The sequence below is a fragment of the Georgenia halophila genome (assembly GCF_039541595.1).
In genome coordinates this window covers 447,204-473,502 of record NZ_BAABGN010000013.1, presented here as the reverse complement: position 1 = coordinate 473,502, position 26,299 = coordinate 447,204, and the positions used below count along the sequence as shown (strand labels likewise).

25 protein-coding genes are annotated in these 26,299 nt (G+C 70.2%); 7 read left to right on the top strand and 18 right to left on the bottom strand.

Annotated elements, in window-relative coordinates:
* Positions 1 to 193: 193 nt before the first annotated feature.
* Complete coding sequence (locus ABD907_RS18320) at positions 194 to 1,198, top strand: GDSL-type esterase/lipase family protein (protein ID WP_345218197.1); 1,005 nt, start codon at positions 194 to 196, stop codon at positions 1,196 to 1,198.
* 110 nt (positions 1,199 to 1,308) lie between these two features.
* Positions 1,309 to 2,592 carry an MFS transporter gene (locus tag ABD907_RS18315; RefSeq protein ID WP_345218193.1) on the top strand — a complete coding sequence of 428 codons (1,284 nt, stop codon included), beginning with the start codon at positions 1,309 to 1,311 and terminating at the stop codon, positions 2,590 to 2,592.
* An 81-nt stretch (positions 2,593 to 2,673) separates the two neighbouring features.
* Here the strand turns inward: ABD907_RS18315 and ABD907_RS18310 are convergent, their stop codons facing one another.
* The 8 genes from ABD907_RS18310 to ABD907_RS18275 all read right to left on the bottom strand — a co-directional run bounded on the left by ABD907_RS18310 (position 2,674) and on the right by ABD907_RS18275 (position 10,502).
* A complete protein-coding gene (locus ABD907_RS18310; RefSeq protein WP_345218191.1) occupies positions 2,674 to 3,603 on the bottom strand; it encodes an aldo/keto reductase in 930 nt (309 codons plus the stop codon).
* Positions 3,600 to 3,926 carry an L-rhamnose mutarotase gene (locus ABD907_RS18305; protein ID WP_486334135.1) on the bottom strand — a complete coding sequence of 109 codons (327 nt, stop codon included), beginning with the start codon at positions 3,924 to 3,926 and terminating at the stop codon, positions 3,600 to 3,602. Before ABD907_RS18305 ends, ABD907_RS18310 begins: the two co-directional genes overlap by 4 nt.
* An 8-nt stretch (positions 3,927 to 3,934) precedes the next feature.
* Positions 3,935 to 5,257, bottom strand: a complete 1,323-nt coding sequence (locus tag ABD907_RS18300; RefSeq protein WP_345218187.1) for an alpha-L-fucosidase — start codon at positions 5,255 to 5,257, stop codon at positions 3,935 to 3,937.
* A gap of 43 nt (positions 5,258 to 5,300) precedes the next feature.
* Entirely contained in the window at positions 5,301 to 6,152 is an 852-nt protein-coding gene (locus ABD907_RS18295) for a carbohydrate ABC transporter permease (RefSeq protein ID WP_345218185.1), read from the bottom strand.
* Positions 6,142 to 7,089: a carbohydrate ABC transporter permease gene (locus ABD907_RS18290; RefSeq protein WP_345218182.1), complete on the bottom strand. Its 948-nt coding sequence runs from the start codon at positions 7,087 to 7,089 to the stop codon at positions 6,142 to 6,144. Before ABD907_RS18290 ends, ABD907_RS18295 begins: the two co-directional genes overlap by 11 nt.
* Positions 7,086 to 8,315, bottom strand: coding sequence for an ABC transporter substrate-binding protein (locus ABD907_RS18285; protein ID WP_345218180.1), 1,230 nt, complete (start codon positions 8,313 to 8,315; stop codon positions 7,086 to 7,088). Before ABD907_RS18285 ends, ABD907_RS18290 begins: the two co-directional genes overlap by 4 nt.
* 76 nt (positions 8,316 to 8,391) lie before the next feature.
* Entirely contained in the window at positions 8,392 to 9,153 is a 762-nt protein-coding gene (locus tag ABD907_RS18280) for an SDR family NAD(P)-dependent oxidoreductase (protein ID WP_345218177.1), read from the bottom strand.
* Complete coding sequence (locus tag ABD907_RS18275; protein ID WP_345218174.1) at positions 9,150 to 10,502, bottom strand: enolase C-terminal domain-like protein; 1,353 nt, start codon at positions 10,500 to 10,502, stop codon at positions 9,150 to 9,152. Before ABD907_RS18275 ends, ABD907_RS18280 begins: the two co-directional genes overlap by 4 nt.
* Positions 10,503 to 10,949: 447 nt before the next feature.
* On the opposite strand from ABD907_RS18275, the gene ABD907_RS18270 reads away from it, so the two are divergent.
* From ABD907_RS18270 to ABD907_RS18250, 5 genes are all read left to right on the top strand, one after another.
* Positions 10,950 to 11,645 (top strand): FadR/GntR family transcriptional regulator, encoded by a 696-nt coding sequence (locus ABD907_RS18270; protein WP_345218171.1) that lies wholly within the window; start codon positions 10,950 to 10,952, stop codon positions 11,643 to 11,645.
* Between the two features lie 154 nt (positions 11,646 to 11,799).
* Positions 11,800 to 12,363 carry a DUF488 domain-containing protein gene (locus ABD907_RS18265; RefSeq protein ID WP_345218168.1) on the top strand — a complete coding sequence of 188 codons (564 nt, stop codon included), beginning with the start codon at positions 11,800 to 11,802 and terminating at the stop codon, positions 12,361 to 12,363.
* A gap of 42 nt (positions 12,364 to 12,405) precedes the next feature.
* Positions 12,406 to 13,422 carry a lactonase family protein gene (locus tag ABD907_RS18260; protein ID WP_345218166.1) on the top strand — a complete coding sequence of 339 codons (1,017 nt, stop codon included), beginning with the start codon at positions 12,406 to 12,408 and terminating at the stop codon, positions 13,420 to 13,422.
* A 187-nt stretch (positions 13,423 to 13,609) separates the two neighbouring features.
* On the top strand, positions 13,610 to 13,930 hold the full coding sequence (locus tag ABD907_RS18255) for a hypothetical protein (protein ID WP_345218164.1): 321 nt from the start codon (positions 13,610 to 13,612) through the stop codon (positions 13,928 to 13,930).
* Positions 13,930 to 15,441, top strand: a complete 1,512-nt coding sequence (locus ABD907_RS18250; protein WP_345218162.1) for a sodium:solute symporter family protein — start codon at positions 13,930 to 13,932, stop codon at positions 15,439 to 15,441. Before ABD907_RS18255 ends, ABD907_RS18250 begins: the two co-directional genes overlap by 1 nt.
* Before the next feature lie 110 nt (positions 15,442 to 15,551).
* Here the strand turns inward: ABD907_RS18250 and ABD907_RS18245 are convergent, their stop codons facing one another.
* The 10 genes from ABD907_RS18245 to ABD907_RS18200 form a co-directional block, all read right to left on the bottom strand.
* On the bottom strand, positions 15,552 to 16,424 hold the full coding sequence (locus ABD907_RS18245; protein WP_345218160.1) for a carbohydrate ABC transporter permease: 873 nt from the start codon (positions 16,422 to 16,424) through the stop codon (positions 15,552 to 15,554).
* Positions 16,421 to 17,347, bottom strand: a complete 927-nt coding sequence (locus tag ABD907_RS18240) for a carbohydrate ABC transporter permease (RefSeq protein ID WP_345218158.1) — start codon at positions 17,345 to 17,347, stop codon at positions 16,421 to 16,423. Before ABD907_RS18240 ends, ABD907_RS18245 begins: the two co-directional genes overlap by 4 nt.
* The gene (locus tag ABD907_RS18235) at positions 17,344 to 18,717 is read right to left on the bottom strand and encodes an ABC transporter substrate-binding protein (protein ID WP_345218155.1); all 1,374 of its coding nucleotides are present in this window, start codon (positions 18,715 to 18,717) and stop codon (positions 17,344 to 17,346) included. The genes ABD907_RS18240 and ABD907_RS18235 overlap by 4 nt, the downstream gene beginning before the upstream one ends.
* Positions 18,714 to 19,757, bottom strand: coding sequence for an ADP-ribosylglycohydrolase family protein (locus ABD907_RS18230; protein WP_486334134.1), 1,044 nt, complete (start codon positions 19,755 to 19,757; stop codon positions 18,714 to 18,716). Before ABD907_RS18230 ends, ABD907_RS18235 begins: the two co-directional genes overlap by 4 nt.
* 320 nt (positions 19,758 to 20,077) lie before the next feature.
* A complete protein-coding gene (locus ABD907_RS18225) occupies positions 20,078 to 21,001 on the bottom strand; it encodes a ribokinase (RefSeq protein WP_345218150.1) in 924 nt (307 codons plus the stop codon).
* Positions 20,998 to 22,035, bottom strand: a complete 1,038-nt coding sequence (locus tag ABD907_RS18220; RefSeq protein WP_345218148.1) for a nucleoside hydrolase — start codon at positions 22,033 to 22,035, stop codon at positions 20,998 to 21,000. Before ABD907_RS18220 ends, ABD907_RS18225 begins: the two co-directional genes overlap by 4 nt.
* Positions 22,032 to 22,886, bottom strand: a complete 855-nt coding sequence (locus ABD907_RS18215; RefSeq protein WP_345218146.1) for a carbohydrate ABC transporter permease — start codon at positions 22,884 to 22,886, stop codon at positions 22,032 to 22,034. The genes ABD907_RS18220 and ABD907_RS18215 overlap by 4 nt, the downstream gene beginning before the upstream one ends.
* Positions 22,887 to 22,889: 3 nt before the next feature.
* Positions 22,890 to 23,825 carry a carbohydrate ABC transporter permease gene (locus ABD907_RS18210; protein WP_345218144.1) on the bottom strand — a complete coding sequence of 312 codons (936 nt, stop codon included), beginning with the start codon at positions 23,823 to 23,825 and terminating at the stop codon, positions 22,890 to 22,892.
* A gap of 26 nt (positions 23,826 to 23,851) precedes the next feature.
* The gene (locus ABD907_RS18205) at positions 23,852 to 25,147 is read right to left on the bottom strand and encodes an ABC transporter substrate-binding protein (protein WP_345218142.1); all 1,296 of its coding nucleotides are present in this window, start codon (positions 25,145 to 25,147) and stop codon (positions 23,852 to 23,854) included.
* 2 nt (positions 25,148 to 25,149) lie between these two features.
* The gene (locus tag ABD907_RS18200) at positions 25,150 to 26,199 is read right to left on the bottom strand and encodes a LacI family DNA-binding transcriptional regulator (RefSeq protein WP_345218139.1); all 1,050 of its coding nucleotides are present in this window, start codon (positions 26,197 to 26,199) and stop codon (positions 25,150 to 25,152) included.
* Between the last annotated feature and the right edge of the window lie 100 nt (positions 26,200 to 26,299).

Genomic DNA, 26,299 nt, shown 5'->3' with positions numbered 1-26,299 from the left:
TCTGCATGCTCACCTCGACCATCGCCCCAACTATTCGCGCACCTCTCGGGGCGTGCACCTCGAGCCCTGTGGCCCGGGCCCGCTGCGGCTTCGGGACGCCGTACGCCGCTAGGGTCGAGGACGAGCTCTGGATCGGCTGCCGGGAGGGAAGCATGGGCCGCACCAGCACCGCGATGGAGCGGGCGACCGCGCAATGACGAGGATCCGCGGCGACGACGCCCGGCTGACCTGGGATGGCGTGATCTCCGTCGAGCACACGCCGTCCGGGACCCGTGGGTGGCGCCTGCCGCACGAGCGGATCGACCTCTTCCCCGACGGCGATCTGGCCCAGCGTGCCGCGATGCAGGCCGGCGTGCGCGTCCGGCTCGGGACGGATGCCCGAACGGTCGTCGGCCGCGCCACCGTCGCAGGCCTCGCCGACGAGGCACGCGTCGACGCCGTCGTCGGGAATGAGCTGGTCGCGTCGGCGAGCGTGACGCCGCAGGGCGACTTCGTCCTCGACGACCTGCCCGCCGGCGACGAGTCGATCGAGGTGTGGCTCCCGCAGTTCGGTGAGTTCCGCCTACGGGAGCTGACGGTCGACGACGACGCGCGGGTCTGGCGGGCGCCCCCGCTCGCGCAACGACGCCTCGTCACCTACGGAAGCTCGATCACGCAGTGCCGTACCGCGGCCTCGCCGGCGCAGACGTGGCCGGCACTCTTGGCGCGCCGGTTCGACCTCGACCTCACGTGCCTCGGGTTCGGCGGCCAGTGCCATCTCGACCCGCTCGTGGCCCACGAGATCGGCGCCCTCGCCCCGGACGTCGTGACCATGTGCGTGGGGATCAACATCTACGGGAGTGCCACGTTCAGCGCTCGTTCGTTGCTGCCCGCGATCCTCGGGTTCGTCACCACTGTCCGGGAATCCTCGCCCACCGTGCCGATCCTGATGATCTCGCCGATCGGGTCGCCGGAGCGAGAGACGACCCCGAACGCGGTAGGACTCACCTTGGTGCAGATCCGTTCCCAGGTCGCCGAGGCGGTCCGACTCCTGCGCAAGCACGGCGACGAGAACCTGCACCTTCTCGACGGGCTCGACGTCCTGCCTCTCGAGCGTGCCGACCGCCTGGACGACGGGCTGCATCCCGACGCCGAGGGTTACCGCCTCATGGCTGAGGCGATCGGCCCGAGGGTCGAGTCGTTGCTTCAGACCTCCTGAGCGTGACGATGTGCGCGTCGTCCGGTCGACGTCTCGTCGATGAGCGGCACTGTGGCAGGACTCACCGTGCATGGGTCCGGGCCCTGCCCCGCGGGTGACAGGATGAGCCCGTGAACTTGGCGGCACCGTTCCGGCGGTTGATGCACGGTCGGACCGCACTCCCCCGCAGCGTGTTCGTCCTCGCGTCGATCTCGTTCACCGTCGCCGTCGGGTTCGGGGTGATGCTGCCCGTCCTGCCGGTGTTCGCCAAGAGCTTCGGCGTCGGGACGTTCGCGGCCTCGGCCGTGGTCTCGGCCTTCGCCTTCGCGCGGCTCGTGGCCGCCCCGGGAGTCGGTCCGCTGCTGAGCAGGACCGGTGAGAAACCGATCCTGGTGGCCGGCATCCTGATCGTCGCCGTCTCGACCGCGGCGAGCGCCCTGGCGGCGAGCTACGTGCAGTTCCTGATCTTTCGCGGTGTCGGCGGCATCGGGTCGGCGATGTTCTCGGTGTCGGGCATGACCTTGCTGCTCAACACGGTCGCCCCCGATCTGCGCGGCCGCGCCTCCAGCTTCTACATGGGCGGCTTCCTGCTCGGCGGCATGGCGGGCCCGGCGATCGGCGGGCTCCTCGCGGCGATCTCGCTCAGGGCACCGTTCTTCTTCTACGCCGGTGCGCTCGTCGTCGCCGGCGCGATCGGCATCGTCGTGCTGCGGTCGTCGGACCGGCACCGCTCCCCCGACGCCGCCGAGGTGCGGCCGCTGCGCGCGGTGCTGCGCGACCCGCGTTTCCAGGCCGCGGCGGTCGCCGGCCTCGGCCAGGGCTGGACCTCGTTCGGCGTCCGGTCCGCGCTCGTGCCGATCATGGTGGTCGAGGTGCTGCACCGAGAGCCGTCCTGGACGGCGGTGGCCTTCACCGTCTCCTCGGTCGTGCAGGCGCTGCTGCTGGGACCGGCCGGCAGGTTCGTCGACGTCGTCGGGCGCCGGCCGGCGATGATCGCGGCCGGCCTGGTCGGTGCCGGCGCGATCGTCGGCGCCTCGTTCGCCACCAACATCTGGGTGCTGACCATCGCGCTGTCGGTCTACGGGGCGGGCGCGGCCTTCCTCAGCACCGCACCGCCGGCGGCGGTCGGCGACGCGGCCGGCGCACGGTCCGGCACGCCCGTCGCACTGTTCTCGATGATCACCGACCTCGGTGCCATCATCGGCCCGCTGGCGGCGGGCTGGATCGCCGGGCACGGCTCCTACCCGCTCGCCTTCGGCGTCGGCGCGGTGATCATGGTCGGGGGATCGCTGCTCGCCGTCCGGATGCCCGGCGGACCGCCCGGACGGCTCGACACCGCGGACGACACAGATCCGGCGCGTTCGGGCCCGCCGAACACCGGCGAGGGTCGAACCGGGCCGGGCCGACGGTCTTGACCGCGACCTGCCGGTCGTCACACGGCCAGGTGTCGATGGTTACGGACACCGCCCCCTGAGCCCAAGAGGGGACGGTGCCGCTCAGGGCAGGCGCGCCTGGTCCGGTACGAGCGCGTCGAGCTCGGACCAGAGCTCCTCCGGGATCGCGACCTCCAACTGGTCGAAGGAGTCCCGGACCGACGTCGCCCGACCGGCCCCGATGACGACCGACGACACAGCGGGGTGCCGGGCCGGGGCCTGCAGCGCGGCCGCTCGCAGCGGTACTGCGCGTCGCTCGCACGCCTCGGCCATGCGGCGCGCCGCCGCGACGAGCCACTCCGGAGCGGGCTCGTAGTTGAAGCGGGCACCGGGCTGCGGATCGACGAGCAGGCCCGAGTTGAACACCGCCGCGACCAGCACGCGGACACCGTGTTCCTGGCACAGCGGCAGCAACCCGTCCTCGGCCCGTCGGTCCAGCAACGAGTAGCGGCCGGCGATCATGATGGTGTCTGCCTCGGTCTCGCTCGCGAACCGTTCTGCCGTGGCGGTGACGTTGGTGCCGACGCCGAAGGAACGGATCACGCCCTCGTCCCGGAGCCGCGCCAGCGCCGGGACGGCCTCCCCGATCGCCTGGTCCATGAACTCCTCGGGATCGTGCACCAGCGCGACGTCGACTCGGTCGAGCCCGAGTCGCGACAAGGATTCCTCGAGAGATCGGAGGACACCGTCCGAGGAGTAGTCCCGACGACGCGAGCGAGCGGGTGTCCCGTAGAACTCGTCCGTGCCGTCGACCGCGTCCGGATCGTCGACGAGGAGGCGACCGACCTTGGTCGAGAGCGTGAACTCGTCGCGGGGCTTCGTCCGCAGAAAGCGGCCGAGCCGCTCCTCGGACAGGCCCACGCCGTAGTGCGGTGCGGTGTCGAAGGTGCGCACCCCCCGCTCCCACGCCGCCTCGAGGGCGGCGTGAGCCTCCTCGTCAGAGCTGGGCCGGTACAGGCCTCCGAAGCTGGCGCAGCCGAGGACGACGTTCACGAGCCGTCCCCGTTCAGGTGCCACACCACGGGCAGCCCGGCGCCGGCTCCCTCGTCGGAATAGTCGTGGGTGACCTCTTGCAGCTCGGCCATCCGCACCTGCCAGGCAACATTGACGGGTAGCTCCTCGAGCTTCGCCAGCATCGCCGCGTAGTCGTCGCAGTCGATAAGCTGGAACAGGTCCTGACCGCTACGCCAGATGGTCCAGTCGTTGACCCCGGCGTCGCGGATCGCCTGGACGAGCTCGGCAGGGACCTCGCGATGAGAGGCGTCGTACTCCGCTTCGCGACCGGCCTTGACCCGCAGGTGCAGCGCGACACGCATGCTGTCGCTCACCGTGCCCTCAGCACGGCGGGGCCGGGGCGCCCGGCTACCAGCTCGACGACGACGGAGCCGTCATCGCGCGCGGTGACACTCCCCCACGACTCCTCCACGGTTGACAGGTCGAGCCGCTCGGTGCCGGTGACGACGACCGTGCCGGCGTCGCCGTCGGGCCGGTCGACGAAGACGACGGTTCCGCCGTCGATGTCGACGCTGCGGACCCATCCGTCCTGCGCGTCGAGGACGAGGTCGGACGGCGCGGCGCCGGCGAGCGCAGGCTTGGCGACGCTCATCCACCGTCCCATCTCGACCAGCGCACGACGCTGGTTGTCCGGAACGGTCCCGTCCGCCTTCGGGCCGATGTTGAGGAGGAAGTGCCCACCGCGGGCGACGACGTCGGTGAGGTGGCGCGCGATGGCCGGTCCGTCGAGGCAGTGCTCGGGCCCCTCCACCTGGTTGTACCCGAACGATAGGCCGACCCCGCGGCAGTTCTCCCACTGTTCCTCGGCCTCGGAGTCCAGCATGTACTGGTACTCGCTGGTGGCGTAGTCGTGGTGGGTGTCGCCGTACCGGTCGTTCACCAGGCCGTCGGCGTTGCGGGCGTAGAAGTACTCGAACAGCTCACCGAGTCCGTGCTCGCCGAAGTGCTTGCCTGCGTCGGGCCAGTTGATGTCGTTCCACAGGATGTCCGGATCGAACTTGTCCACCAGGTCGCGGAAGTGTCGGTACGCGTACCGGGCGTACCCGGCGTCCTTCGGTCGTCCGGTGTCGTTGACGCTCTCGTCGCTGACGTGCGGCGGCATGGGACGGTAGTGCCAGTCCAGTCCTCCGGAATAGTACAGGCCGAGGCGGAGCCCGTTGCTCCTGGCGGCCTCCGCGATCTCGCCGACCAGGTCGCGGCGGGGGCCGCGGTGCACGGTGTTTCGCGTTCCTGTCTCCGGGGCGTCCCACAGGGCGATGCCGTCATGGTGCTTCGTCGTCGGGACGACGTAGTCAGCTCCCGCGTCGGCGATGAGCTGCATCATCTCGTCGGCGGCGAAGTTCTCGGCCTTCCACATGTCAAGGAGGTCGTCGTAGTCGGCGTCGCCGTAGACCTCCCGATGGTGGCGCTGAGCGGGGCTGCCGTCGATACGGATGGTGTTGAAGTACCACTCTGCGTAGGCGTTGTGCGTGAACCACTCTCGGTCGTCCACCACGGTGCCCAGCTCACCCGTCGGCTCGGCCCACGCGGGTACCGAGTAGGCACCCCAGTGGATGAAGATGCCGAAGGGCGACTTCCGGAACCATTCGGGCGTGGGTCGGCGAAGCTCCTGCCAGCGGGCGCGGTCATTCATCGGTTCGGTCCCTCCGTCGCGGTCTGATCGTGTCTCTTTCGGGTCAGCGGCCGCCGAAGCCGCCGAGGTTGACGCCGTTGGCGAGCTGCTTCTGCATGGCCACGACGATGAGGAGACTGGGTACGACGGCGAGCGTGGCAGCGGCCATGAGCGGGCCCCAGTCGGTGCCCCGCTCGCCGGAGAACATCTGCAGTCCCAGCGGCAACGTCGCCATGTCCTGGTCGTTGATGACGATGAGTGGCCAGAGGAAGCTGTTCCAGTACTCGATGAACAAGAACGCCCCGACCACCGCGAGCGGTGCGCGCAGCAGCGGCGCGATGACGTGCACCAGGATCCGAAGCTGGCCCGCGCCGTCGATCCGGGCCGCCTCCTCGTAGTCCCGCGGGAGGGTGAGGAGGAACTGACGCAGCATGAAGGCGCCGAAGGCACCGAACGCGAACGGCAGGATGAGCGCGGCGTAGGTGTCGACCATCTGGGCACGGCTCGCCATGATGTAGAGAGGGATGACGAGCACCTCCTGCGGCAGCACGAGCGTGCCGAGGAAGACGAGGAACAGTCGGTCTCGGTAACGGAACTGCAGCCGCGAGAACGCGTAGGCGGAGAGCAGCGAGACCGTCACGGCGAGGAGGGCGCCGGCCGCGGCGACGAGGAACGAGTTGACGAGGATTCGTGCGAACGGCACGGCTGTCCAGACGCTGGAGTAGTTCGACCACTCCAGTCGTGAACCCAGGAGGCTGCCGCCGCTGGAGAACACCTCGAGGCTCGGCTTCAGGGAGCTCGCGAACATCCAGATGAATGGGAAGAAGAACACGATTCCCACGAGGATGATCCCGACCTTGCTGATCAACCCCGGGCCGGCGGGCCGCCTGGCGCGAGTTCCGGTCTCAGCTCTCATAGTTCACCCACCGCTTCTGCCCCGCGAACTGCAGGGCCGTGACGAGCATGACGAAGACGAAGAGGACCCAGGCCAGCGCGGACGCGTAGCCGAGGTCGTGGTAGGAGAAGCCCTGGCGGTACAGGTAGAGCACGAGCGTGCTGGTCGCCTCGCCCGGTCCGCCGTTGGTGAGCATGTAGGGCTGCGTGAACACCTTGAACGCTCCGATGACCGTCATGATGGTGCAGAAGAAGATCGACGGGGAGAGCAGCGGGAAGACCACGCGCGAGAACCGTTTCCAGCCGGTCGCGCCATCGACCGTCGCGGCCTCGAGCACGAGAGGGCTGATGTTGGCCAGGCCGGCGCTGAGCACGACGATGTTGTAGCCGATGCCCTGCCAGATCGACATGGCGACGAGAGACACCATGGCCAGGCGCGGTTGGCCCAGCCACGAGGGGCCATCGATCCCCACGACCGAGAGGGCGGAGTTCAGGACTCCGGTGTCGTCGAGCATGAGCCGCCAGACGAGGGCGTTGGCCACCATCGGGACCACGACGGGGATGAAGAACAGGACGCGGAAGAACGGCGCCCACGAACCCAGACGTTGCAGCCAGACCGCCAGCGCTGTCGCGAGGACGAGGTTCAGGGCGGTGAACGTGACCGTGAACAGCGCCGTGTTCCCGAGGACCCTCCAGAACATCGGATCGGACGTCAGCATCTCGCGGTAGTTCTCGAGCCCGAGGAACTCCGCGGCGCCGAACAGCGGCCAGTCGAAGAGGCTGATGGTCAACGACGCCGCCAGGGGCAGCACGATGAACAGCAGGAACCCGGTCATTCCCGGCGCGAGGTAGCGCAGCGCGAGCCGGCCGTCGCTGCTGCGGCCGGCGCCACGACGGCGCCCGGGACGCTCCGGCGTCGGCCGTTCTCGCTCGGCCGTGACGGGGGCGGTGGCCGTCATCGCACCGAGTTCTGCATGGTCGTCAGGATCTCCTCGGCGGTCCGGTTGCCGCGGTACCCGTTCGAGGAGTGCTGAGAGAAGACGGTCTCCAGCTGGTTCCAGGTTGGCGTCGTCTCCAGCGCGACGCCCGACTCGAGCAGCGCCTCGACGACGGCGACGTCCTCCTCAGGCTTGCCCTCGGCCCAGGCGTCGACGGAGCCCGCGATCGACGGCACCGTGCCCCGCTCGCGGCCGACCTGGCCGACGACGTCCGGTGTCGTGATCTTCATGATGTTGGCGAAGGCTGCCTCGGGGTCGTCGCAGGTCTGCGAGATGCCGAAGCCCGAACCCTGGATCATCCCTTGGGGCTCTCCGGTGGCGGAGGGCACGACCGCGATGCCGACCTCACCCTCCGTCTCCGATGTCAGGGTCTCGTAGAACCACGGGCCGTCGATGATCATGGCCGCATTGCCGGAGGTGAACTCTTGGAGATGGACGTCCGAGGCGTCACCGGACTGCGGCGCACTGGCGACGTCGTGCTCGGCGACGAGGTCGAACGCCCACTGCATGTCCTCGACGAAGCGGGGGCCGGTCAGATTGAGCTCACCGTTCTCGACGGGCACATTGCCGTTGGCGAAGGCGACGGGCATGCCGGGGCCTCCGGTGAAGACTGGTGGGACGGCGACGCCGTACTGCCCATCACCGGTCAGAGCCTTGGCGTCGGAGAGGAACTGCTCCTGCGTGTAGTCCAGCCCGGGCTCTTCCAGTCCGGCCTCGGCAAAGAGGTCCTTGTTGTAGTACAGGACCACGGGCTCGGCGTCGTACGGGACGGCCCGCACGGTGCCGTCCACAGTCATCGCCTGCATCATCGCGTCGTTGTAGGCGCTGAGGTCGAGGCCTTGCTCCTCGGCCAGGTCGTCGAGCGGTATGAGGAGGTCCGCCAGCTCCTGGGTCCGGGCGGCCTGTGTCGTCAGGATGCACGGGGCGTCGGAAGCACCGATGCGGGTGTGCACGGTGGTCCAGTAGTCGGCGAAGCTGGGCCCCTCCAGCGCGAGCGTGAACTCGGGGTCCTCCTCCTGCGCCGCCGTGATGAACGCCTCCCACTGGGCGCGGTCGCTCTCGTTGCTGATCCAGGTGTACATGGACGCGGCCTGCGAGGAGCCGTCGTCGGAGCCGTCGTTGCCGCAGGCGGTGAGCAGCGCGAGGGCCAGAGTGGCTGTGACGGCCATGGTCTTCCGGGGGATCATCTTTGGTCCTTTCAGCGGTGTCATCAGGGGTGGTCCGAGGCAGAGCCTCGAGGAGCGGCAACGCTGCGGCTCGCGCTCATGTGCGAGGGCGCAGCCGTAGTCCCTGCATGCCGCCGTCGACGGCCAGGGATGTGCCGGTCGTGGAGCCTGCCTGCGGTGACGCCAGGTAGGCGATGGCGGAGGCGACCTCGTCGGCGGAGACGAGGCGCCCGTGCGGTTGACGGTCTTCCAGGGCGGCCCGCTCGGCGATGGGGTCGGGTGCGGACTCGAGCAGGCGACCGACCCATGGGGTGTCCGCCGTGCCCGGACTGACGCAGTTGACTCGAATCCCTTCGCGGATGTGGTCGGCAGCCATGGCGAGGGTGAGGGAGTAGACGGCGCCCTTGGCCGCCGAGTACAGGGCGCGCCGGGGCAGTCCCGCGGTTGCGGCGATGGAGCTGGTGTTGACCACGGCGGCGTGGGAGGAGCGGCGCAGATGAGGTAGCGCCGCGCGGGCAACCCTGACCATGCCGACGACATTGACGTCGAGGACGCGGGCCCACTCGGTGTCGGCGTTGTCCTCGATCGTTCCCTGTGCACCGATGCCGGCGTTGTTGACGACGACGTCGATCCCCCCGAACCGGTCGGCAGCGGCCGCCACTGCTGCACGGACGGAGCGGTCGTCGGCCACGTCAGCGGACAGGCCGACGAACTGTTCGGGCACTCCGGCGGCGACGGCCTGCGGAAGGTCGAGGACCGCGACATCGGCGCCTCGTGCTGCGAGGAGGTGTGCCGTCGCCAGTCCGATGCCCGAAGCGCCCCCGGTCACGACGGCGCTGAGGCCGTCGAAGTCGTTCATGACAGGACTCCTTCCAGCTCGGTCCCCGCGGCGGTGGGCGCGTCGGCGCACCAGACGGAACCGCCGGGATAGGTGTGGTCGACGACCGAACGATCCTTCATACGGGCGCCCATGCCCGGCGCGGTAGGAGCGACGTAGCGCCCTCCGGAGATCTGGACCGGGTCGGTGAAGTGCTCGTGGAGGTGGTCGACGTACTCGACGGCTCGGTCCTCCATGGAGCCAGAGATGGCGACGTAGTCGGCCATCGCCAGATGCTGGACCAACTCGCACAGGCCTACGCCACCCGCATGGGGAAAGACGGGGATCTCGAACTTACGGGCGAGCAGCAGGATGGCGAGGTTCTCGTCGACGCCCCCGACGCGGGTGGCGTCGATCTGGATGAGATCCACCGCGCCGGCCTGCATGAGCTGTTTGAAGACGACGCGGTTCTGCGTGTGTTCCCCGGTGGAGACCGGTGTGGAAACGGCCGCGCGGATGGCGGCATGCCCGAGGATGTCGTCGGGACTCGTCGGCTCCTCCACCCAGGCGAGGTCGAACTCGCCGAGTGCGGACAGCCATTTCACAGCGTCCGCGACGTCCCAGCGCTGGTTGGCGTCCACGGCGAGACGCACGTCCGGACCGACCGCGTCGCGGGCGATGCGCAGGCGGCGCACGTCGTCCTCGACATCGTTGCCGACCTTGAGCTTGATCGTGCGGTAGCCGCCGGCAACCGCATCGCGGCACAGCGACGCGAGCTTCTCGTCCGAGTAGCCGAGCCATCCCGGCGACGTCGTGTAGGCGGGGTAGCCTCGCGCCTCCAGGTCGCCGCGGCGCCTCTCACGGCCCTCGTTGGCTTCCTCCAGGAGCTTGAGCGCCTCCTCACGGGTGAGAGCGTCGGAGAGATATCGCCAGTCGATGCATGCGACAAGCTGTTCCGGCGTCATGTCGGAGATGAATCGCCACAACGGCTTACCGGCGCGCCGAGAGGCGAGATCCCACGCGGCGTTGACCACACCCCCGATCGCCATGTGCATGACGCCCTTCTCCGGACCCAGCCACCGCAGTTGCGAGTCACCGGTCAGGCGCCGGGCGAAGCCGCCCAGGTCTGCGCACAGCTCGTCGATGTCGAGGCCCTCGACGTGCTCGCGGAGCGCCTCGATGGCGGCCGTCTGGACATCGTTGCCTCGGCCGATGGTGAAGACGAGGCCGTAGCCGGTGAGCCGCTCTCCGCCCGGAAGCCACTCGTCGGTCTCGAGGACGACATAGGCGGCCGAGTAGTCGGGATCGGGATTCATCGCGTCCGAGCCGTCCAGGTGCCGCGAGGTCGGGAACCTCACGTCCCCGGCCTCGAGGCGGCTGATCGTTGCCATGCGGTGCGTGACCTCCGAGGGGTGTGCCTCGTACCGAGCCGCGTTGCTGCATGGCACGAGAAACATCGGATGTTTAGACATCGGATGTATAGCACGCGCCTAGGGAGGCCCGTCAACCTGAGCGAACAGCAGCGGGGGCGCCACGCGGGCGGCATTGCTGGCGTCTCGACCCGTTGCTGCCCAGGTCGCAGTGCACGCGTCGCGCGAGACGCACACTACCCATGTCGTGGTGGGCGGACCTATCGTCTGCGAGCGACTCAGGTCCGGGAGCCGCACAGACCTCCCATCACTGCCCGATCGACACTGTGGATCTAGCTCACGTCGCCAACCGCCCGCAGGCGACGGGCCTCCGTTCGAGCACCGGCGTCTCCACGATTGCGCAAACGTCGGAGGTATCGACCTGCAGCCCGTAACCTACTCGCAGAACCGAGCACCGAAGGAGATGCCGTGTCCGTCACAGACGACGCGATCAAGAAGATCAAGTCCATGATCCGATCGGGCGAGCTCGCGCCCGGGGACAGACTCCCGCGCGAGGCCGACCTCGCCACGGCGATCGGCGTCTCGCGGAACTCGTTGCGTGAAGCGGTCCGGGCACTGAGCATCGTCCGGATCCTCGACGTGCGCCAGGGCGACGGGACGTATGTGTCGCGGATGAGTACCGACGACCTGCTCGAGTCCCTCAACTTCCTCCTCGAGTTCCGGCAGGACACCGGAGTGGTCGAGTTCTTGGAGGTACGCAGGATCCTGGAGCCCGCTGCGGCCGCGATGGCGGCTCGCACGATGGTGGAGGACCAGATCACCAAGTTGCACGGAATCGTCCAGGAGTCGAAAGCGACCACCGACGTGCCTGATCTCGTCCGCCACGACCTCGCGTTCCACACGGCCATCGCGGCCGGCACAGGCAATTCCGTCCTGGCGTCGATGATCGACTCGGTCTCGATGCCGACCGAACGGGCGCGAATCTGGCGGGGCCTCACCCAGGAGGACGCGGTCACCAGGACCATCACCGAACACCAGGCGATCGTCGGAGCCATCGAAGCGCGTGACCCGGACCTGGCGGCCGCGCGCACGCTCGTGCACATTTCGGGCGTTCTCCAGTGGCTTCGTCAGGCCGATTCAGTCACCTCCGCCGCCGACGCCTGACGCGCCGCGGTCGTGGCGCAGCCATCGAGGTGGCGATCACAAGTACGGCTGCCCACCGGTTCTGCCGAGGACGAGGCGGACTCCGGGCGGCGGGTACCTACGATCGGGGCAAGGGCTCACGTGCCCGCGTGAGCACCGCCGGAGGTGTATGCGATTGGCACAGCCGCAGAGGCCGGACCCTGCTGAGATCTGGACCATCGGGCACTGGACCTGCCCGGAGCCGGAGTTCCTGCGACCGCTGCACGAGCAGGCCGTCGAGCTGATCACCGACGTGCGGGCTCAGCCGGGCTCGCGGCGGAGCCCGCAGTTCGACCAGGAGCAGCTGCCGCAGTGGTTGGACCGTGCCGGGATCGACTACGTCCATCTCTCGGAGCTGGGAGGCCGGCGGCGCCGGCAACGACAGGTGGATCCGAGCGTCAACGCGGGCTGGCAGAACACCAGCTTCAAGAACTACGCCGACTACACCCTGACGCCGGAGTACCAGGAGGGTCTCGCCCGGCTGATCGGGCTTGCTGAGAGCAGGCGGGTCGCGATCCTGTGCGGTGAGCCGATGCCCTGGCGCTGCCATCGGCTGCTGATCGCCAACACTCTCGCTGCCCGCGGCTGGACGGTGTGGCACCTCATCGGTGACGACGCGCCGCGGCGTCACGAGCTGGGCCGGTGGGGCGCGGACCCCTCGGTCGACGCGGACGGGCAGGTGACCTATCCGTCGCCATGAGACACGGCGCTCACAGCCGCGCGCACCGGTAGCGTGCTCGGCGTGACGATCTGGCTCGGTGTGCACGGTCCTGTCGCGGCCGGTGGCGGCGTCTGGCGGACTGCGCTCGAGGACGAGACCCTCGCCCCGCCCACGCAGGCCGCCGAGCTACCGAACGCCTCCTTCGTCGCCACGCACCCCACGCTGCCGGTCCTCTACGCGGTGGCCGAGGACGAGCCCGGAGCGGTCGCGACCTTCACCGTCGGCGACGACGGCGGGCTCACGCCGCTTGGGGATTCCGCCGCTGTCGGCGACAACCCGTGTCATCTATGGGTCGGCGACGGCTGGATCTACGTCTCCTGCTACGGCGACGGGACGCTGTGGGCCGTCCCGCTCGCCGCCGACGGCGCCCTGACCTCCGACGTCGTCAGGCTGCCGCACCACGGAAGCGGCCCCACGGCACGCCAAGAGGGTCCGCACGTGCACTCGAGCGCAGTGGTCGGTGACCGGCTCGTCGTGGCGGACCTCGGGACCGACTCGCTGTGGTCGTACCGGCTCGACGGCGGACGCCCGGGGGGTCGGGCTGCCCGGACGGCGATGCCCGCCGGGTTCGGCCCGCGCCACCTGCTCGTCCGCGACGGCGTCCTCCTGGTGACGGGTGAGCTGTCCGGCGAGGTCGCGGCGGTCGAGTGGGACGGGAGCGGCGTCGGGACGGTGGTCACCACGATCGCCGCGGGGACCCGACCGAGCGTCGACGAACGTCCGCCTCGCCAGCTCTCGCACCTGACCGAGGTGGCCGGGCCGCACGGCCTCCGGCACGTCCTCGTCGGCGTGCGGGGCTCGGACACGATCTCGACCCTTCGCCTCACGGGAGACCGCGCACCCGTCGCCCTCGAGCTGGTGGCTGAGGTCGCCACCGTCGCGTCCCCCCGTCATTTCGCGGTCGTCGGCGAACGACTGCTCGTCGCGGGTGCGCTCTCCGGCGACGTCGGCGTTCACCGGGTGACTGACGGCCTGCCGGGACCGGTCGAGGCGCGCGTGCCGCTTCCCGGCGTCATGTCTGTGCTCGGCCCGCCCTAGCGCCGAACATCGGCGCGTCGAAAGAGCCGTCGACGCAGCGCTCCATCGGTGCTGCGGCATGTCTGCGGTATGTCTGCAGGTTGTCCGCCAGTTGGTCATCGAGCAGGACAGAGTGAACGGCCGATGTCGCTGCCCGTAACCTTCAACACAGGCCCATGGGTGCTCCGTATCGCGGAAGGAACGACCGATGAATGCTCCACCTGCGCGCGGTCATCGCACCAGGCCCGCGGTCGCCGTCGTCCTCGGTGTGCTCCTGGCCGCGCTGATGGTCTATCCCTGGCCCGAGGGCACGGCCGAACCGATCGTGCTCGGTGTGGTGCCGGCGCCGTTCCTCTTCTGGATGATCTGGACCGGGCTCTTCATCCTCTATGTCGCCTGGATGGCCTATCGCTGGGACCCGTATGCGGCCGTGGTGCGCCGGGCGAACGCGGAGCACCAGCGCACGACCTCCGCCGGCTCCGGACCTTCCCGGGCGGCCGAGACGGGCAACGAGGAGGAGGATCGCTGATGCCGGTCACCACCATGTGGATCGGGCTCGGCGCCTTCGCGGTCCTGCTCGTCTACCTCGGCTACCTCAGCAACCGGCGCACCACGAAGACGATGGAAGACTTCGTCCTCGGGAACCGGAAGCTCAACAAGCTGCCCGCGTTCTTCACCGTCACGGCCACGCTCTTCAGCGCCTTCAGCTACTTCGGGATCACCGGGCAGTTCTACACGAACGGGATCGGTGCGTGGATCCAGGTGGCGACCACGGCCGCCGTCGGACCGATCATCTACTTCGCCGGCACCCGCATCTGGCTGGTGGCCCGCCGCTACGGACTGGTCAACGTCACCGAATATCTCTCCGACCGGTACGCCTCCCGGTCGGTTGGCCTGGTGGCCGGCGTGATCGTCATCGTCGCGCTGGTGCCGTACATGGGGGCGCAGTTCCGCGGCAGCGGCCTGACCCTGGAAGCAGTCACCAACGGGGGCATCCCCTACTGGGCCGGGGCGGTCTTCCTGGCGGTCGTGGTCACCCTGTACGTGATGAGCGGCGGGTTCCGGTCGGTCGTGTGGACCGACGTGATCCAGGGAGCACTGATGTACGTGCTCCTCGCCGTCGCCATGCTGGTCCTGGTGTTCACCCAGACCGGCGGGTTCAGGAACCTGATGGACACCGTCCAGGAGCAGCAGTCCGAGCTGCTCTCCAACCCCGGTGGAGGCGGGCTCTTCGGTCTGCCGTACCTGATCTCGGTGCTGGTGATCTTCGCCGCCGCGCACTTCACCATGCCGCAGCTGCAGCAGCGCTGGATGGCCGCGCGCAGTCACTCCACCCTGAAGTTCATCGCGATCTCGCTGCCCATCGGCACGGGGCTCATCTACGTCTGCTGCTTCTACATCGCCATGGTGGGCGTGGCGACCCGGCCCGGCTTTCCCACCCCCGAGGCGATCTACCCGGCCATGATCGTGGAGGTCCTGCCCCAGTGGCTCCTCCTGATCGCGATCCTCGCGATCGTCGCCGCCACCGGCAGCACGGCGAACTCCATCGTCCTGACCCTCAGCTCCATCGTCGCCAAGGAGCACGTCCGCCCCGTGCTGGCGCGGCGCGGCGCCTCTGAGCAGGCCCTGGACCGCACGGTCACGGTCACCACGCGGGTGATGCTGCCGGTCCTGGTCGGCGGCGGCCTGCTCGTGGCGTTCTTCGGCCCGGAGAGCATCATCGGGATCATCGTCTCGATCACCTGGCCCGCGGTGTTCCTGATCTTCCCCTCCCTGCTCGCGGGCCTGTATTGGCGCAGGGCGACGGCGCCCGGTGCGGTGGCCTCGATGATCGTGTCCGAGGCGGCGTTCCTCAGTCTCGACCAGGGATGGCTGCCGATCCCGCTGGCCGGGTGGCACCCGGCCATGCCGTCGGCGATCCTCGGCGTCGCGGTCCTCGTCGTGGTCAGCCTGCTCACCCGCCCGCCGGAGAAGGCGCACCTCGACCGGCACTTTGACCTGTTCGAGGAACCGTCGACGGTGCCGGACGCGCGCGGTTAGATCTCCGGGCAGACGCGGGTGCTCGACGTCCTCCCGGCCGACGCGCGTCCGGCTCCCTCTTGGTCGACGGTGGGTTCTGCTGCTGGTGAGCCCGCCGCGCCGCTGACTTCTTACGTACCACCCAGCCCCGACGAGGTGATGCCCTCGAGGAACCGCCGCTGCAGCGCCAGGAACGCGAGGATCATCGGCGCCGCCATGATCACTCCTGCCGCCGCGATCAGCGTGTAGTCCTGCGTGAAGCCCTGACGGAACTGGAACAGGGCGCTGGAGGCCGGCAGGTACTCGTCGGACTGGATGAACGTCACGGCGAGCAGGAACTCGTTGTACGAGAGCAGCGTCGTCGTCAGCGCGACCGTCAGCAGGCCTGGCCACGCCATCGGCATGACCACCCGGGCGAAGACCGTGAGCTCGCTCGCGCCGTCGATCCGGGCGGCGTTCTCGTAGTCCCGGGGCAGTCCCACCATGAACGAGCGCAGCAGCAGCGTCGCGAACGGCGAGAACACCGCCGCATGGATGAGGATCAGCCCGAGGTGGGTGTCGTACAGCTGCAGCCTGGCCCACAGGTAGAACAGCGGCACGAGGAAGAGCTGGATGGGCAGGGACGACGTCACCAGCAGGTAGACGACGACCGTGCCGTTGCCGGGCACCTCGAGCCGCGCGAGGGCGTACGCACCGCAGCTGGCGACCACGCACACGAGCAGCACCGTGCCAGCCACGATGATCGCGGAGTTCATCAGCCCGGTCCCGATCCGGCCCGTGGTCCAGGCCTCAACGAGGTTGGACCAGAGCCACTCGCGGGGCAGCCCCAGCGGGTTCTCGGCCAGCTCGGCCTGCGACTTCAGGGCCGAGGTCACGAACAGGTACAGCGGTGCCAGCGAGACGATGCCCAGCACGGCCAGGGCCGTGTGGCGGGCCACGTGGCTGCCGCGGATGCGCGGCACGTTCTGCGCAGGAGCGTCCGCGCGCGTCGTCACGGCGGTCATACCTCCCACCCCCTCCACCGGCGGAGCCCGAGGTACCCGCCGACCATCACCACGCTGATCAGGGCCAGGACGATCCCCATCGCCGCCGCGTACCCGGCCTCGTAGGTCGAGAAGGCGGTGGTGTACAAGAGCGTCCCGACGACCTCCGTGGCGCCGGCCGGTCCGCCGCCGGTCATGATGTAGATGTAGTCGAAGACCAGGAACGACCAGATCACGGTCATCAGGGCCATGAAGACCAGGGTCGGCCGGATGCCCGGGATCGTGATGTGGACGAACTGCTGCCAGCCGCTCGCGCCGTCGAGGCGGGCCGCCTCGTACAGGCTCGGGTTCACGCTCGACATGGCAGACAGGAAGATGACCATCAGGTAGCCCCACCACTGCCACGTGTTCGCGACCGCGACCGAGGCGAGGGCCGTGTCGGGGTCACCGAGCAGGTTGATGTCGAGCCCCAGGACGGCCGTCAGCCCGTACTCCGGCGAGTAGATGTTCGACCAGATGCTGGCGACGACGATGGTCGCGAGCGTGTACGGCACGAAGAAGACGACCCGGTAGATCACCTGGCCGCGTGTCGTGCGCGAGAGCAGGAACGCGCCGGCCAGCGCGATCGAGATCGGCACGAGCAGGAAGAAGACTGTCCACCAGAGGTTGTTCAGCAGCGCCTGGAGGAACGCGCCGTCGGAGAACAGCCGGAGATAGTTGTCCATGCCGACGAACTGGGCCGGTCCGATGCCGGACCAGTCGGTGAACGAGTAGTAGACGCTCATCAGCCCCGGCGCACCGATCACCAGGGCGTTCAGGGCGAGCAGCGGCAGCAGGAACAGCCAGCCGCGGGCGGCTCGGCGCCGTGACGGGCCGACCGCTCGTGCCGGGGCCGTGTCTGTGGCAGCCGCTCGTGACCGCGCCGTCGAGGTCAGGGTGCTCATGCGATCACCGGCTCCGGTGTCGGCGGGACCTTGCCCTGCTCGGCCTCGGTGCGGAAGAGCTCGTCGAGCCCGGCGCAGTACGCCTCCGGGGTGAGCTGGCCGGTGATCACGCGGTCCATCTCCTCGTAGATGTAGACGTCGCTACGCGGAGGCCAGAAGGTCCACGTCAGGTAGCCGATGCGCTCGGCCTCGGTGACGCCGTCGTAGAGACGGCGGATCCGAGGATCCATGCCCCCTGGGTAGTCGTCCGGCCGGTACTCCAGCGGAATCGGCTGGCTCTGGACCTCCGCGACGGCCTGCATCTGGGCGGCCCGGTCGCTGAGCAGGAAGTCGATGTAGGCCGCGGCGTCGTCCTGGCGAGGCGAGTCGGCGTTGATCGAGTAGGTCGAGCCGACGCCGATCGCGTACAGGTCGCGGGTGGTCTCGTCGCCGAAGGCCGGGATGGGCGCCCAGTCCCAGTCGTCGTAGTTGCCGGCCTCGGTGCTGAAGTACGGCGCCATCGACGTGAACGCCCAGCTGCCGACGAAGTAGACGCCGGCCGAGCCGTCGACGAGCTTGGCCCACAGCTGGGCCTCACGGTTGGTGAAGTACGCCTGCGTCCCGCCGCCCATCCAACCGCGGTCGAAGTAGTCCTTCAGGAGGGCGACGGCGTCGACGATGCGCTGATCCGTCCACGGGATCTCGCCGGTCAGGGCCTGGTGGATCACCTCCGGCCCGGCCGCGTGGTTGAAGAAGATGCTGACGAGCCACTCGGTGGTGGCCGCCCAGTCCGCGTTGCCGATCGCGACCGGCATGACGCCGGCCGCCGCGGCGGCCGAGGCGTACTCCTCGAACTCGGCACGCGTGGTGGGGACCGTCCAGCCGTGCTCCTCGAACGTGCGGGCGTTGTAGACCATGATCATCGTCTCGTAGGACGTCGGGATCATGTAGCTGGTCCCGCCGAGGACGCCGGCGCCGTACGCCCACGGCTGGAGCACCTCTTCCCACCCGTACTGCCGGCTGTACTCGTCCAGCGCGCGGAACTTGCCCGCCTGGACGAACTCCAGCCCGTAGGACGGCCCGGCGGTGTAGATCAGGTCGGGCCCCGACCCGGAGGCGATGGCGGTGCGTTGCAGCCGCTGGAGGCTGTCGCCGTCGCCGCGGATGGTCAGGCGCAGCGGAGCGCCGTCGTGCTGGGTGTTGAACGCGTCGACGAAGGTGCGCCGGAAGTAGTCACGCTGGGTGCTCGAGCTGAAGGTCATCCACAGCGAGAGTCCGTCGCCGCTGCTGCGGGTGGCCGAGCCCTGCACACAGCCGCCGAGGGCACCGAGCCCGAGCCCGCCGGCCCCGGCGAGCAGCGCCCGGCGCGAGATGGTCACCGGGCGGGTCATGAGGACCCCCGGGCCGTCGCGAGCGACTCGGTCCGGCGGGCGAGATCGCTGATGGTGACGCCGTCGAAGCCGAAGACCGCGGAGCGGACGGTGTCGCGCAGCGGATCCGTCCAGTGGGCCGGGATCCCGCCGGTGCCCACGACCGCCCCGACGACGGAGCCCACCGTGGCCCCGTTGGAGTCGGTGTCGAGGCCGCCCTGGACGGTCAGCGCGATGCTGCGGGTGAAGTCGCCCTCGCCCCACAGCAGCGCGGCCGCGATGACGGCGGCGTTGTTGACGGTGTGGACCCAGTGGTAGCCGTGCCAGCGGCGGTCGGCGTCCTCGAGGGCCTCTTCCCAGGTCCCGCCCCGCTCGTAGCAGGCGGTCACGGCATCGATGGCCTCGGCGGTCCGGCTCTGCCGCGGGACGTAGCGGCGGGCGCGGTCGTAGGCTTCGCGGACGTCATCGGCGACGAGCGCCGCTGCGGTCAGGGCCGCGGCCCACTGCTCGCCGTAGATGCCGTTGCCGGTGTGTGACAGGCGGGCGTCGCGGTAGGCCTGGCGCACCGCGAGGTCGGGACGGCCGGGATTGACGTACCCGAAGATGTCGGCGCGGATCAGGGCGCCGATCCACTCCCGGTAGGGGTTGCGGTGCCGCGCCGCCTGCGACGGCGGGATCTCCTCGATCAGGTTCCGGTAGGCGGCGCGCTCGGCCGTGTAGGTCTGGTGGTACGGGAGCCGGAGCTGCCACTCCTCGGCGACGTCCTCGGTGGTGAAGTCGAGGCCGTACTTCTCCAGCAGGTGGAGCCCGAGCACCGTGTAGTCGACGTCGTCGTCCCGGCAGGAGCCGTCCACGCGCCCGCGGGTGGTCATGTCCCAGTTGTCCGGCCGCAGCTCGTACTGCTGGCGCAGGCCGTCCGGGGCCGGGACGTAGTCCGTCAGGGGGTAGGCGTCGGCCGCCACGAGGTACTCGCGCAGCCGGGCGCGCGTCCAGTACTCCCCCTGCTCGACGGGCTTGCCGAGCATGTTCCCGGCCACCCGGCCGCGCCAGGCGGCGAGCATGCGGTCGGAGAACGCCTCCGGCAGGGCGGCGCGCTGCGGCGTCGTGCCGTCGGTCTCGTGCGCATCGGTCTCGGCGAGGATGTCGTCCAGCTCGTCGGGCTCGACGTAGCGGAACTCGCCTCGGGGCGCCGCCTCGATCCGCTCGAGGAGGTCGGCGAGGGCCGTCGTGTCGAGGTCTGTGCGGCGCGCCTCGGCGCGCAGCTCCTCGACGTCGTGCCCGGTCTGCTCACGCTGGTCGAGCTCGCTGTCGACGTAGTCACGCATGGTGGCGTCGTTGGCCATGTGTCACTTCCTTTCGTCGCGGACCGCGGTCCGCGTTGTTACGGCACGGCGGGTGCCGTGCCGGCTTGCAGGAAGGCGTGCACCTCCTCCGCGGTCGGCATGGCTTCCTGGCCTCCCGGTCGGGAGACGGCGATCGAGGCCGCGTGCACGGCGAACCGTGCGGCCTCGACCATGTCGGCGCCCTCCACGAGGGCGACGGCGAGCGCTCCGCAGAACGTGTCGCCGGCGCCGACCGTGTCGTGGCTCGGCACGGAGGGCGCCGCCAGGTGGCGGGTGTCGCCGTGGTGGCGGATGACCGCTCCCCCGGCGCCGAGCGTCGTGACGACGGTCGGGACGGCATCCAGGGCAGCGACGGCATCGGCGGCCGCGGCGGCGTCGCGCGGGACAGGGCGGCCGGTGAGCTCGGCGAGCTCGGTCGCGTTCACGACGAGCACGTCGACCCGTGACAGGGTCTCGGCGGCGACGGGCCGCCAGGGCGCCGGGTTGAGGATGGTCAGCCCGTCGGCTGCCAGCAGCGCCCGGTCGATCACGGTGGCGGGGACCTCGTGCTGCAGGAGCAGCGCGCCGGTGATCCGGCGCGGGAGGTCCTCGGGTCGGATCCGGCCGTTGGCGCCGGCGTCGATGACGACCATGTTCTCGCCGGAGTCCTCGACGAAGACCAGCGCTGTGCCGGTGCGCACGTCCTCGACCCGGACGGCCGAGCCGACGTCGATGCCGTGCGCCTCGAGGGCTGCCAGGACGTCAGCGCCGTCGTGCCCGACGGCGCCGACCCAGCAGGTGCGGGCACCGAGACGGGCCGCGGCGACCGCCTGGTTCGCGCCCTTGCCGCCGATGCGCTCGCTGGTGCCGCGGGCGGCGAGGGTCTCACCGGGCCGGGGCAGCTGCGGCACCCGCACGACGACGTCGCGGTTGACGGACCCGACGACGGTGACCTGCGGCGTCGGCTCGGTAACGCTGCTCACCGGGCGGACATCTCCGCGAGCTGGCCGGCGGCGGGGCGGGAGAGCTCGGAGAGCAGGAGCGCGACGAGGCAATCATTGTCGACGCCGGTGACGACGTCGATCTCCGGCGTCTCGGGCAGGTCGATCCCGGTGGCGAGCTTGACGCCGTCGCGGTGCCAGCGCACGGGGCGGCTGCGCACGAGACCGGTGAGCTGGACGTCGACGGAGCAGCGTTCGGTGCTGACGAGGTCCGGCTCGAGCAGGACGGCGGCAGCCAGCGGGTCGTGCAGCCGGCAGCCGACCATCTCGCGGGCGGACTCACAGTAGCGGATCCAGGGCGCCGTCGTGGTGGCGAGGTACTGGGCGAGCGGGGTCTGCGTGGCGGCGAGTCTGTCGACGTCCTCCAGGCGCAGCGTCGTGGTGATCGTGACGTCGAGCGGCACGAGGGTGATGTCGGCGCCGCTGGCGAGCACGATGCGGGCGGCCTCGGGGTCGACGCCGAAGTTGAGCTCCTGCAGGAAGCCGGGCACGTCGAAGCCGCCACCCATGATGACGATCCGCTTCGCGTCGCGGGCCAGGCCCGGGTGCAGCGCCATGGCGTGCGCGATGTTGGTCAGCGGGCCGACGGCGACGAGCGTGATCTCGCCCGGCTCTGCGGCGACCCGGTGCGCGATCTCGGCGGGGCCCGAGTAGTCGTGGCCGTCGTCGTACTCGCGGGGTGCGTCGACGCCCGCCCACAGGGCGGCCGCGTCGTCACCGCCGCGGGCGGCATCGCGCCGGGTGGCCCACGGCGCCGGCGGCTCCACCAGCGCGGTCGCCGCCCCGGCGTAGACGGGCACGTCCGAGCCGAGGTCGTCGAGCATGGTGCGTGCCACCCGGTAGCCGACGTCGCGGTGGGTGTTGCCGGTGACGATGGTGACCGCCTCGACCTGGACCCGCGGGCTGGCCAGCAGGAGACCGAGCGCGAGCCCGTCGTCGATGTCGGTGGCGGGCACACCGTTGCCCGGGTCGCAGTCGAGGATGACGCGGTGGTCGGACGTGGTGCTGGTGATCATTCCTTGCTCCCTGATGAGGCGGTGGATCCGGTGAAGTGACGCTGGAAGAACAGCAGGAGGAGTAGCGGGACGGCGGACGTCAGGATGGCCGCGGCGAACATCTGGCCGAAGTCGACGCCGGTCTGCTGTGCGAAGTCGGCGATGGCCACGGGGGCGACGCGCACGTCCGGCGCCGGGGCGATCAGCAGGGGCCACAGGAAGGACTGCCACTGGAAGACGAACAAGATCAGTCCGGCGCCGATGAGCGGGCCGCGCGAGAGCGGCAGGTAAATGCGCCAGAAGACGCCGAACCAGGTCAGCCCGTCCAGGCGAGCGGCCTCGCCGAGCGAGGTGGGCACGCCCATGAAGAACTGGCGGAGCAGGAAGATCGACAGGCCGTTGCCCAGCGCCGGGAGGATGAGGCCGACGTAGCTGTTCGCCAGGCCGAGGTCGCGGAACGTCGTCGAGAGCGGGATGGCGATGGCCTCGAAGGGCACGAGGAAGCACATCACCATCAGCGCGAAGACCACGGAGCGTCCCCGAAACTCCAGGCACGCGAGCGCGAACGCGGCGAGGGCGGCGACGGCGAGGCCGAGCACGACGCTGAAGAACGCGACGATCACGGAGTTCGCCAGCGCGAGCGCGAACGGGCTGTCGAGCACGGAGACGAAGTTGGCGAGCGTGACCTGCTCGGGGAAGAAGGTCTGCCACACCAGCGGCGACAGGTAGCGGAAGATCTCCTCCCCCGGCCGCACCGAGGAGATCAGGGCCCACAGGAGCGGGGCGATCGAGACGAGGGCGATCGGCACGGCCAGGAAGAGCGCCCGGCGGCCCGTCCGGCGTTCACGAGTGGTGGCTGCGGTGCTGCTCATGGCTCAGTCCTTCCCCGGCAGGAGGCGGAACTGGACCGCGACCACCGCCACGACGATGACGATCAGGACGAGCGTCGCGGCGGACGCGGCCTGGGTGTCGCCGAGCGTGTAGGCACGGTCCGAGATGTTGTACATGATCAGATCGGTGCTCCCCTGCGGACCGCCCTGGGTCAGGACCCGCACCGGGGCGAAGACCAGGAAGTTCGAGACCGTGTCGGCCACGAGCACGAACAGCAGCGGGCGGCGCAGGCTCGGCAGCGTGATGCTCCAGAACTGGCGCCAGCCACCGGCACCGTCCAGCGAGGACGCCTCGTAGAGGCTGTCGGGGATCTCGCGGATGCCGGTGACGAGGAAGGTCATCCAGTAGCCGACGCCGACCCAGGAGCAGACGATCATGATCGACGTCAGCGCCCATGCCGGCTCGGTCAGCCACGGGACCGGCGGCAGACCCAGAGCCGTGGCGACGCCGTTCAGCGGCCCGTCGGGACGCAGCAGCACGAGCCACACGATGGCGGAGACGACCTGCGGGACGGCGATCGGCAGCAGGATCAGCGTGCGCCAGAGCCCGACGAACGGCAGCCGCTTGGTCAGCAGCACCGCGAGCGCGAGGGCGAGGGCGATCTGGATCGGGTTGATGATCACGGCGAACAGGAGCGTCACGCGCACCGCGTTCCAGAACGACGGGTCGGAGAAGATGTAGGCGAAGTTCGACCACGGCGAGCGCTCGCCGCCCACCGGCACGGCCTCGGAGATCGCCGCGACGGTCGGCACGAGCCGCAGCAGGAGCAGCAGCACGATCGCGGGCAGCAGGAAGGGGATCGCGACCCGCCATCCGCCGGTGCGGCTGCGCGGGCGCGACCGGTCCGGTGGCGTCGCGGCGCGGCTCTTGCGGGTGGCTGGGTCGCCCGTCTGGACGGTCCCGGGCGCGGGGGCGCTCATGGAGGAACTCCTTCGTTCGGCGGGTCTCACTCGTCGCGGGCGAGCTCGCGACGCCGGTCGAGCTGACGGTCGAGCGTCGCTTGCGCCGACTCGAGCACCTGGGTGACGTCGGCGCCGGCGTTGAGGTCGGAGAAGGCGCTGTTCATGGTGGTCTCGAACTGCACGTAGCCGACGCTGGTGGGCCGGTGGCTGGCGTGCTTCTCGCTGTCGGTGCGGAACAGCTCCGCGAAGTGCTCGGTCTGCCGCGGCGCGACCTCGTGCAGGGTCTCGACGTACCCGTCGAACGCGGCCGTGTTGACCGGCGGCAGGCTGAGGACGCTGGAGGAGAGCTCGGCGCCCTCCGGGTCGAGGGTGGCGAACTGGACGAACTCGCGGGCGATCTCCTGGTGCTCGCTGGTGGCGCTGATGCCGATGGCCCACGAGTCGGTGGGCGTGACCACCGGGCCGTCCTCGAAGTGGGGCATCGGGGCCATGCCCCACTTGTCGGCGAAGTCGCCCTCCTGCAGCGTGGTGATGTTCGAGGCGCTGCCGAGCAGGAACGCGGACTGGCCGGACCGGAACACGTCGAGCATCTGCGCCGGGTCCACGCCGCGCGGGACGACGCCGCTGGCGAAGAGGTCGGCGTACCACTGCCCGAACTCGATCCACTCCGGGGTGCTGACCTCGGGCCGGAGGTTGCCCTCGCCGGTCAGCCCGGGGCCCGCGCCGGAGGACTCGATCATGGGCTGCAGCTGGTAGTAGCGATCGACCTGGTCCATCGCGAGGCCGTAGCGGGTCTCGCCGGCGGCGGTGACCTGCTCGGCCTTGTCGCGGACCTGCTCCCAGGTGAGGCGGTCCCCCGCCTCGGGGCCCGGTGGCTCGACGCCGGCACGCTCCAGGACCTGACGGTTGTAGTAGAGGAAGTTGTCGCTCGTCCACAGCGGGTAGGACCACTGGCGACCGTCCGCGGTGATGGACCGGATGCCGACGTCGCTGAGGTTCTCGCGCATGGCGTCCAGGTGGGCGCTCTCGTCGGTGAGGAAGCCCTGCTCGACCATGTTCGCCAGCCGGGGCGGGTCGACGGTGAGCAGGTCGATGCTGGTGTCGCCGGAGGCGAGTCGTGCCTGGGTCTGCTCGACCATGGCGTCGAACGGGACGCTCTGCAGCTCGATGTTGACGTCGGGGTGGGTCTTCTCGAATGCGTCGACGACGTTGACGAAGGCGCCCGAGTGGGCGTTGAGGAAGGTGAGGGTGACCTCGTCGTCGGCGGGGTCGGCCTGGCAGCCGGCGACGATCAGCGCTGCGGCGATCGCCGAGGCGGCGGCGGTGCGGCGTGTGCTCATTCTCAGGTCCTCGGTCGGCTCTGGGGGGACTCGCACCCGCACGAGCTGCGCAGCACGAGGTCGAAGTCGCAGACGGCGGTCCGCGACGTTCCGGCGGGTTGACCGACGAGCTCGATCGCACGGCGGGCGAGCTCGTCGAAGGGCTGGGCGATGGTGGTCAGGGAGGGCACGCAGTACTCGGCCGCCTCGGTGCCGTCGATGGCGACGACGGCGACGGTGTCGGGGACGGCGGTCCGCGCCTCGTGGGCCGCGCGGAGCAGGCCGACCGCCTGCTGCTCGCTCGCCACAAAGACGGCGTCCGGGGCATGCTCCAGGCGGAACAGGTCGGTGCCGGCCTCGTAGCCCCCGCTGCGGTTGAAGCCGGTGCGCCGCACGAGGGAGGGGTCGGGCTCCAGGCCGGCCGCCTCGAGGGCGTCGCGCCACCCGCGCTCGCGGGCCACGGCGGTCGGCAGCCAGTCGGGTCCGGTGACCAGGGCGATCCGGCGGCGGCCGTGCTCGAGGAGGTGCTCGGTGGCGGCGCCGGCGGCGGCCTGGTTGTCGATGCCCACGGCGCTGGCGTCGGCGTCGCCCAGGATGCGGTCGAGCACCACGACCGGGAGGCCGGCCTGACGGGCCGGCTCGAGGTCGAGGTCGTCGTCCACGCCGACGACGACGAGCCCGTCGACGCGCCGGGTGACGAAGCTGTCGATGAGCTCGTGCTGGCGCTCGCGATGCTCGGCGGCGTCCCCGAGGAGGAAGACGAGGCCGTGCCGGGAGGCCTCGTCCTCCAGGGCGTGGGCGAGGGCGGCGAAGAAGGGGTTCGCGATGTCCGGGACGACGAGCCCGAGCGTGCGGGTGGCGCCGGAGGCGAGGGCGCGGGCGATTGAGTCGGGCCGGTAGCCGATCGCCTCGACGGCCTCGAGCACCCGGCGCCGGGTGGCCTGGGCGACCGGCCGCGGACCGTCGTTGAGGACGTAGCTGACCACGGCCGTGGACGTGCCGGCGGCGCGGGCGACGTCGGCGCGCGTGACCCGGCGCTGCCGCTGCCCCGCGATCCGCATGGGGACGTCCATGCCCTCTCCCGTCGTGCACGGTCCTCGTGCAGTCATCGTTCGGTTCGCGCTCTACGCGGGTAGACAACCCGCGTAGACGGGAAGGTAGCGGACGACCGAC